This window comes from Cyanobacterium sp. T60_A2020_053 (assembly GCA_015272165.1).
Classification (GTDB): domain Bacteria; phylum Cyanobacteriota; class Cyanobacteriia; order Cyanobacteriales; family Cyanobacteriaceae; genus Cyanobacterium.
Genome location: JACYMF010000095.1, coordinates 1 through 3746, shown reverse-complemented (window position 1 = coordinate 3746; position 3746 = coordinate 1). Strand labels below are relative to the sequence as shown.

Annotated in this window: 4 protein-coding genes; 1 reads left to right on the top strand and 3 read right to left on the bottom strand. The window is 38.0% G+C overall.

Going from position 1 to position 3746, the window contains the following annotated elements:
* Positions 1-113: 113 nt before the first annotated feature.
* Both IGQ45_12930 and IGQ45_12925 read right to left on the bottom strand, forming a co-directional pair.
* Positions 114-2273: a WD40 repeat domain-containing protein gene (locus tag IGQ45_12930; GenBank protein MBF2058083.1), complete on the bottom strand. Its 2160-nt coding sequence runs from the start codon at positions 2271-2273 to the stop codon at positions 114-116.
* Between the two features lie 168 nt (positions 2274-2441).
* Entirely contained in the window at positions 2442-3188 is a 747-nt protein-coding gene (locus IGQ45_12925; GenBank protein MBF2058082.1) for a tetratricopeptide repeat protein, read from the bottom strand.
* A 166-nt stretch (positions 3189-3354) separates the two neighbouring features.
* Here IGQ45_12925 and IGQ45_12920 point away from each other — a divergent pair, with 166 nt between their 5' ends.
* Positions 3355-3552 (top strand): type II toxin-antitoxin system Phd/YefM family antitoxin, encoded by a 198-nt coding sequence (locus IGQ45_12920; protein ID MBF2058081.1) that lies wholly within the window; start codon positions 3355-3357, stop codon positions 3550-3552.
* 71 nt (positions 3553-3623) lie between these two features.
* Here the strand turns inward: IGQ45_12920 and IGQ45_12915 are convergent.
* Positions 3624-3746 (bottom strand): transposase (locus tag IGQ45_12915; protein ID MBF2058080.1); only part of this gene is annotated, 123 nt, incomplete at its 5' end.

Here is a 3746-nt window from a genome sequence, read left to right as displayed (position 1 = left end):
CGATTTTTTTGTTGGTTCGTTTACATCCCCCGTTGATTTCAGTGGGTATTTTTTTTGTTGAGAAATTCAACGGGGGTCTTTCACTCACATTTCAAGATAAATTTTTTGCCGTTTTAATCTGTCGTATTTAAAGAATGAATTTTGGCGATCATTTTTAACCAATTTTCCTCATCAGGGCTTAAATTCCCCTCATCCAGCGCCCCTCGCAACCAATTTAAGTCGTCAGGTGTTAAAGCTAAAATAGGAGTATTACAGATATTTTGTAAATGCCATTGCCATACTTTAACAAAACCATCTAATCCAGCAGTAACCAAAAAACGATTATCCCCACTAATTTTTACCTCTCGAATTGGTTGAGAATGTCCTTGAATGATACCCATTTCTTCCCCGTCAGGCAAACCCCATAAGCGCACGGTATTATCTCGGCTACCGGTTGCCAAAAGATTTCCTTGAGAGTTAATATTCAGACACCAAATAGCGCCCTCATGACCATTTAAAGTTTTTCGTAGAGTATAATTAGCTAATTGCCATAATTTTGCCGTGCTATCTTCACTGACAGTAACGAGGGTTTGACCATCAGGAGTAATGGCTAAATTCCACACTGTGGCGCTATGATCAGTCAAAGTAGAGAGATTTTCCCCTGTAGTCAAAGACCAAATTTTCACCGTATTATCCCTACTAGCGCTAACCAAAACACGACTAAAAGGACATACCACAAGGGCAGTAATGGCATCTTGATGACCTTCTAAGCTATATTTTAACTCACCATCAGGTAAACTCCACACCTTCACCGTGTGATCTTGTTTTCCCCCTCCAGCAATGAGAAAATTATCATCAGGGCTAACTATAACCTTTTCTACTTCCGTCTCAAATCCCGACAATACCTTATTTAATTTGCCACTGGGATAATGCCATAAACGAATTTCCCGATAACTAGCGCTAGCAACTATTTTACAATCTTTTGTCATTGCCAAGGACCACACAGAGGAAGATTTTCCCGATAAATTAGCTAAAATATTTCCTTCGGGAATGCGCCACATACACACGGTTTTATCTCGACTACCACTGGCTAAAATTGTGCCATCTTCACTAATTGCCAGACTTCCCACCCCTTTAAGATGTCGTTTTAGGGTGGTGATTTCTTCTCCTGTTTGGGCATGATTAATGATGATGCTATTGCCACGGGCGCTGATAATATATTGACTATCAGGGGTAAGTAATAGCGCCCCTATGCTTTCACCTTCTCCCTCCATAGTATGCACACAGCGCAAAAATTTCCCTTGGGGAATAGATTTACCTTTGATACTTACCGCTAAATGGAGTAATTCTGCCAAAATAGCTTTATCTTCTGGTTTTTCAGGCAAAGCACGATTATTTTTGAGTTTTTTGACAATTTCTCGACTCCAAAACACGGGCGCTATAAACACTAAATCCCATAAAGTTGCCCAATTACGCCCATTACTTAAAACTTCGATTAAATCTCCCCACTGCGCAAAATCAATTTCTTTAACCCGTCTGCCTTCTTTTCCCCCAAGGCGCATCCATACCCATTCCATTCTTTTCAATAGCCTACCATGATCATCCATGCGCTGTTGTAGTTCGGAGGGCGCTTGATAATACACCTGTTCTAATAAAATTTGGTCTGGATCAACTTGTCCATATCTTTCCCACTGTTGAGTAAGATAATAGAATAAAGTTGACTGATAGGGGTCAGAAGGACGATAATTAGCACTAATAGCGATTTCCAGCGCCCTCCCATTATTTTCTTCACTAGCTAAACGACACACTTCAGCTTCTAACTCTTCATTGGGTAAATTGGCTAACCATTCTAGCGCCCTTCCCTTAATTTCTTGATCTTTATCGTCTAATAAATCCAATAAAATGGGAAGAATTTCTTTACCTTTTTCTTCAAAAATACCTTGCCAACTGAGATTAACCGCCGTTAAAACTCTTAGTTTGAGAGGATTGTAGGCTACCCATCCTCGCAGTTTTAATAATTTGGTTAACTCTTCATTGCGATTTTGCGCCCACATAGCGCACACCGCATTGATTAGAGATTTATCTTGAATGCGAATTTCTTTGATGGTATTGAGGATAGCATTTTTCAGTTTATTATCGGGAGTAAAAATCAGCGCCCTAGTGAGAATTTCAATGGTTTTGGGGGTTTTATCTTTGGATAATTCCTTAACTGCTTGTTGCCTAATCCTTTCACCTAATAAGGGTGTTTCGTTGTATAGTTTTTCTTCTAGTTTACCTAACTTTTCTGCATCCATGAAATTCTATCTCTAACCTTATTGCTTTATTATAAGTTTAATTAGGGACAATTGATAATGGACAATTGATAATGGATAATTGATAATGGATAATTGATAATGGATAATTGATAATTTAGAATTTACGCACCAACGCCTTAAATATTTATACTTCTTACTTCTTACTTCTTACTTCTTACTTTCTCCCTTTAACTCTTCTGATTTATTTAAAATTCGATAAGCTATGGCGAGTTTTGAGATAATTTCCTCTGATTCAAAGTCTAAATCAAGAAGTATTTTACCCCACATAATTACCTCTGAATATAAACATTGTTTTTCCGCAATATTCATTAGTTGAAATATTACCCAATAATCATTATTTTTTATGTCTAAAGCCTCAAGGTAACTGTGACGGGCGCTGGTTAAATTACCTATTTTTTGCCAACACTCACCACAACGATATAAACTCCAATAATCACGGGGACGAATTTTTAGAGCATGATGAAAAAAATCTAAAGCATGGATATATTTTCTTAAATAAAAATAAGATTTAGCAAGACGATAGTTGATCCAATAATCTTGCGGATTGTTAACCAGCGCCCTCCGCAAATATATCATTGCTTCAGTGTGACGGGCTAACTTTTCTTGTAAAATATAACCGATACTATACCAAGCCCAATAATTATTTGGTTGTAAATTTCCAGCTTGATGAAAACTATTTAAAGCTGACGGATATTGACCTAATTCTTCTAATACTTTACCGTGATGATACCAAGCAAAATAATCATTCGGGTGATATTCTAGCGCCCTTTGGTAACTATACAAAGCATCTTCTAGTTTGGAGTGCGCTTGTAATTGTCGGGCTTGATTATACCAACCTTGATAACTGTCGGGGCGACATTCGAGGTGACGATAAACCGTATCAGAACTAGCCATAATCCTAGATAGTTTTTTTTCTACTATATCATCTCATAGGGAAGGGGAAAGTTTTAAAAATAACAAAGTCAAAGGCTGTTGATATTCTTAATATTGCTCTGCTATCCTAAAAAAGTACGGTAAATCCGTACATTTAGTTTAAGTACCGTTAAATTGTGAAAAAACCATGAATATCACCAGCGTTAACCAATTTAGAGACAATTTAAAAAGTTATGTCGATGAAGTAATCAACCATCATATTCCCTTGACAGTGACTCGGCGTAATGGGGACGATTTTATGGTAATCAGTCGGGAAGACTGGGAAAGGGAACAGGAAACCTTGTATGTTTTACAAAATCGTGACTTAATGGAGCAAATTAATTAATCACAAATTACCCATAACCAAAAAAAAGGTTATCAGCCAAGTCAAGGAAGAAATGGTTGACACTCCCACCACTAAACCCTACGGGTTATAGTGGGGGATTCTTGGTTCACCGACTCGCCGTTAGACGACAGCCCATAGGCAATCGCCCAAGAGGGCAAATCTCCCCAAGCGTATGTTCCCGTATGCCCTACGGT